The sequence below is a fragment of the Marinobacter sp. UBA5687 genome (assembly GCF_002420325.1).
GTDB classification, from domain to species: domain Bacteria; phylum Pseudomonadota; class Gammaproteobacteria; order Pseudomonadales; family Oleiphilaceae; genus Marinobacter; species Marinobacter nauticus.
Map to the genome: position 1 here is coordinate 1 of NZ_DIHV01000080.1, position 4801 is coordinate 4801.

Annotated in this window: 6 protein-coding genes; 2 read left to right on the forward strand and 4 right to left on the reverse strand. The window is 58.5% G+C overall.

The window, feature by feature from the left end; all coding sequences use genetic code 11:
• Both uvrC and pgsA read left to right on the forward strand, forming a co-directional pair.
• A partial coding sequence (gene uvrC, locus B3Y70_RS08125; RefSeq protein ID WP_288589595.1) for an excinuclease ABC subunit UvrC occupies nucleotides 1-984 on the forward strand: 984 nt, incomplete at its 5' end.
• Nucleotides 985-991: 7 nt separating this feature from the next.
• Complete coding sequence (pgsA, locus tag B3Y70_RS08130; protein WP_273031113.1) at nucleotides 992-1546, forward strand: CDP-diacylglycerol--glycerol-3-phosphate 3-phosphatidyltransferase; 555 nt, start codon at nucleotides 992-994, stop codon at nucleotides 1544-1546.
• On the opposite strand, the gene B3Y70_RS08135 is transcribed toward pgsA, so the two are convergent.
• The 4 genes from B3Y70_RS08135 to B3Y70_RS08150 all read right to left on the reverse strand — a co-directional run.
• Nucleotides 1543-2151, reverse strand: a complete 609-nt coding sequence (locus B3Y70_RS08135) for an ABC-type transport auxiliary lipoprotein family protein (protein WP_199453201.1) — start codon at nucleotides 2149-2151, stop codon at nucleotides 1543-1545. The genes pgsA and B3Y70_RS08135 overlap by 4 nt on opposite strands.
• Complete coding sequence (locus B3Y70_RS08140) at nucleotides 2148-3086, reverse strand: MlaD family protein (RefSeq protein WP_199453203.1); 939 nt, start codon at nucleotides 3084-3086, stop codon at nucleotides 2148-2150. The genes B3Y70_RS08135 and B3Y70_RS08140 overlap by 4 nt, the downstream gene beginning before the upstream one ends.
• Nucleotides 3086-3880, reverse strand: coding sequence for an ABC transporter ATP-binding protein (locus tag B3Y70_RS08145; RefSeq protein ID WP_011784704.1), 795 nt, complete (start codon nucleotides 3878-3880; stop codon nucleotides 3086-3088). Before B3Y70_RS08145 ends, B3Y70_RS08140 begins: the two co-directional genes overlap by 1 nt.
• A gap of 3 nt (nucleotides 3881-3883) precedes the next feature.
• The coding region (locus tag B3Y70_RS08150) for an MlaE family ABC transporter permease (RefSeq protein WP_288589596.1) at nucleotides 3884-4801 on the reverse strand (918 nt) is incomplete at its 5' end.

Consider the following 4801-nt stretch of genomic DNA (forward strand, 5'->3'; position numbering starts at 1 on the left):
TTTCCTCGCTATTCCCTGGAACAGACCGAAGGCGAATTGCTGGCCTCGTTTCTGGGCCAGTACTATTTCGGTGGCGACACCCGGCGGGAGATTCCGCGCGACATCCTGGTGCCGGTGGCGGTAGACGGCCAGGAATTGTTGTCCCAGGCCCTGTCGGAAGCTGCTCGCCGGGAAACCCGAATTCGTGGCAATGTACGCGGCGAGCGCCGGCGTTGGCTGGAGCTGGCGATGACCAACGCCCGGCAAACCCTGCTGACACATCTCGCCAGTAAAGAAACCGTGTATCGCCGATTGCTGGCCCTGCGGGACCTGCTGGAGCTGACGGAAACGCCTTCCCGTATGGAATGCTTCGATATCAGCCACAGTCATGGGGAAAATACCGTCGCATCCTGTGTGGTTTTCGACGAGAATGGGCCACTGAAAAGCGATTACCGGTTGTATAACATCCAGGACATAACCGCCGGCGATGACTATGCCGCCATGCGACAGGTACTCACCCGGCGTTACCGGCGGATGGTGAACGGTGAGGGCAAGCGGCCAGATCTGGTGTTTATCGACGGTGGTAAGGGCCAGTTGAACATTGCTCGAGAAGTGTTTGAAGAGCTTGGAATTTCCGACATCCCTCTGATTGGTGTCGCCAAGGGTGTGACCCGGCGCGCAGGGATGGAACAGCTGATCGATGCTTTAACAGGTGCCGTGTTCAGGGTACCCGCGGATTCTCCGGCGCTGCACCTGATTCAGCATATCCGGGATGAATCCCACCGCTTTGCCATATCCGGACACCGGGCCGGGCGAGACAAAAAGCGCCGCCAGTCAACACTGGAAGGCATCGAAGGGGTTGGTCCCAAGCGTCGGCGCGAACTGATTCGCTATTTCGGTGGCATCCAGGAACTCAGAAAAGCCAGTGTTGATGAAATGGCCAAAGTGCAGGGCATCAGCAAAACACTGGCAGAGACCATTTACGCAGCATTGCATGACCAATAGGAACACCATGAATTTACCGAACATACTGACCATGTCCCGTATCGTGATGATTCCGGTGTTTGTGGTGATCTTTTACCTGCCCATGCAGTGGAGCTACCTGGTCAGCGCCATCATATTTGCTTTGGCGGGTCTGACGGACTGGCTGGACGGCTACCTGGCCCGCAAGCTGAACCAGAGTACGCCGTTCGGCGCCTTCCTGGATCCGGTGGCCGACAAACTCATGGTGGCAGTGGCGCTGGCGGTCCTGATCGAAGAGTATTCGGCGGTACTGCTGACAATTCCCGCCACCGTGATTATCGGTCGTGAAATCGTTATCTCCGCGCTGCGTGAATGGATGGCCGAAATGGGCAGTCGCGCCAGTGTTGCCGTGTCCTATATCGGTAAGATCAAGACGACCGCTCAGATGGCGTCCATTGTGGGGTTGCTGGCGTTTCCGCCGGGTAATTTCTGGGCTTATGTGGCCATCGGCCTGCTTTACATCGCGGCAGTGCTGACCCTGTGGTCCATGATTCTCTACCTTCGTGCCGCCTGGGCTGACTTGTTTCCGAAAGAGGCAGGTTAATTGGCCGGAGGTTCCTGGGCCATACACTGGTGTGCCCAGGTGACTGTGGTCACGGATGAATGTGCACTGGCATTACTGAAGGCCTCCATCAACTCCCCCAGCGCGGTGCTTTGTGCGTTCGCACTGGCTTCATAACTCCTCACACACAAGCTCCGTCTGGTGCGATTATCCATGAGTTGCTGATGCAGCCTGATCACCACCCGTGTGCCAGTTTCACCATTCTCAGCATGAAATCCGGTCAGCTCGGAGACCAGGGTTAACTGCGACGTTGCCGGGCTGGTGTCAGTCATTACATTCTCGAACGCCCGACTTGCCCGGAAAGTTTCAAGCAGGTGATCGCGAACGACCACGGGAATGCTCTCCCGCCATCGGGCGCCTGCCAGGGCTCGGTATTCGTATGCCGATGGTTTAATCAGAATACGAGTGCTGTCCAGCGGGTCAGAAGCCAGTGGCGTATCTACCCGAAGGCTGGCCGGCAGCGACTGGTCAAATGCTGGCAAGTCGCTCGCTGGTGCCAGCTCCATCAGGCGAGGGGATTCGGGTACCGGGAATACCGTGCAGCCAGCCAGAATCAGGCTCAAGGCAAGAGCGAATACTACTTTCATTGTTCGTACTCCTTGATGCCGGCGCCGCCCCACAAGGTTCCGGTGGGGTCCTGTTCCAGTCTGCGGGTAAATGAGTTCAGGTTGCGCAAGGTACTGCGCAGTTCCCGCAGTGCCGGCGTGATTTCTCCCAGACCCTGAAGGCCGGCGTCCAGCGCCAGTTCATTATCGCCGGTCAGGGTGTCCAGCCGGTCCAGGGTAGGTTGAAGGGTAGTCAGTGCTCTGGACATGGCCAGGAGAACCGGTTCTACCCGTTCATCCAGTACCTCTCGGGACCTGTCTGCTGCGGCAGACACCTTGATAGCAGCTTCTTCGGCGCGTATTCCGGCCGCATCAAACTGGGCCATCAGCGCTTCCAGCTCGTCCCGACTGGCCAGCAGGGATTCACTGGCCTGGCGGGTGTTTTCAAGAATCTCGGCAATGTTACTCAGGTTGTTCTCGGACATCAGCTGGTTGGCACTCTCCAGCAACTGTTCGGCTTTACCGAGCATGGCCTCGCCGTTGGTCAGCAGGTTACTGAAGGCCGAAGGCTCGGCGGCTATCAGCGGTGGATTGTCTTTGTGGCCTTCCAGAATGGGGCTGTCTGGTGTGCCTCCGGTAAACTGTATGCTCATGCTGCCGGTTATGTTGGCCAGGACCAGGCCCGCGCGGGTGTTCTCCCGTACCGGAATATCCTGGTTCACCCTCACCAGTACCCGCACATGGGCGGGGTTGTCCGGCGCCAGGGTAAGATCCAGCACGTCGCCCACCGGGACGCCGGTATAGAGGACCGGGTTACCCTTGGCCAGCCCGCCAACCGGGTGATCAAACCCGATCCGGTAATAGGCCCAGTTGGTGTCGGTAGATGATTTTCCAAGCCACAGGGCAAACAGCAAGGCAGCGCTGACTGCCGCAAGCGTGAAGAATCCGATGATAACGTGATGGGCCTTGGGCTCCATTAACCGGGCTCCTGTTTGGTTAGCCTGTTGTGGGCTGTAATCGCCGCGCGGCCACGGGGGCCATGGAAGTAGTCCTGAATCCAGCGATCGTCGGTTTGTGCCACCTTTTCCAGAGTATCGGCAACCAGCACCCTGCGTTGAGACAGAACCGCAACACGGTCACAGGTGGTGTACAGGGTATCCAGATCGTGGGTAACAAGAAATACCGTCAGGCCCAGTGCGTTGCGAAGGGTGACAATCAGCTCATCAAAGGCGGCAGCGCCGATCGGGTCCAGACCGGCGGTTGGTTCATCCAGAAACAGGATTTCCGGGTCCAGCGCCAGCGCCCGGGCCAGGGCCGCCCGCTTGACCATACCGCCGGAGAGTTCGGCCGGGTATTTCGTGGCGGCTTCTGGTGGCAGGCCGGTCAATGCCAGTTTCATTCGGGCCAGTTCCTCCGCTTCGGCCCGCGACAGCCGGGCGTGTTCAATCAGCGGCAGCGCGATGTTCTGCTCAAGGTTCAGTGAGGTGAACAAGGCACCGCCCTGAAACAGAACCCCGAAACGTTGCTCATAGCGAGATCGTTCGGTGGCGGATAATTCCGTCAAATCTTCACCAAAAACGGTGATATGCCCGCCGGACGGTGGATTCAGGCCAACTATACTGCGCAAAAGAACGGACTTGCCGGTGCCGGAACCGCCGACCACACCCAGAATCTCCCGGGGATACAGATCCAGATCGAGTTTCTCATGAACGATGTGGCTGCCGAACCGGTTGTCGAGTGCGCGTACCTGTATGACCGGATGATCCGCCATGCTTTACCAACCCATTTCCATGAAAAACAGCGCTGCCACGGAATCCAGCAGTATCACCATAAAGATAGACTGCACCACGCTGGAGGTGGTGTGTTCCCCGACAGACTGAGCACTGCCGGCCACTTTGAAGCCTTCCAGGCAACCAATGACGGCGATCAGAAATGCGAACACCGGCGCCTTGCCAAGGCCGACCAGGAAGTGCTTCAGGGCGATATCCCGTTCGACAATGGCAATGAACTGGCTGGGTGGAATGTCCAGTGCCAGAGCGCAAACCATGGCCCCGCCAACCATCCCGGAGATCATGCCGATAAAGGTGAGAATGGGGAGGCTGAACATCATCGCCAATACCCGGGGAACCACCAACAGTTCCACCGGATTAAGCCCCAGGGTGCGAATGGCGTCGAGTTCTTCATTGACCTTCATGGCGCCAATCTGTGCGGTGAATGCACTGGCGGTGCGGCCGGCCAGCAGGATGGCGGCCAGAAGCACGCCGAACTCCCGCAGGAACGAGAACGCCACCAGATCCACGGTGTAAATGGTTGCGCCAAAGTCTTCAAGAACTGTCGCGCCAAGAAACGCAACCACGGCGCCAACCAGAAAGGTAAGCAGGGCAACAATGGGCAGGGCGTTCAGGCCGGTGTCCTGTAGTGCCGCCACAAAGGGTGTTATACGCCAGCGAGTAGGCCGGGGCAGGATGTAGAACAGCGTGCCCAGCGTCTGGCCAATAAACCCGGCCAGCAACCAGACCAGCTGCCCCAGCGTGGTCACCTTCTTTCCGATCTCCGCCAGGAACGCCACGACCGGGTTAACGGTTGCGACCGCCGCCGACGGCTGGTTCATGGCTTCAGCAACCGCCTGTATCAGGGCACGCTGTTCATCCGGTAATTCGGCTCGTTCCAGAGCGCTGATCAGAGCGTCGCT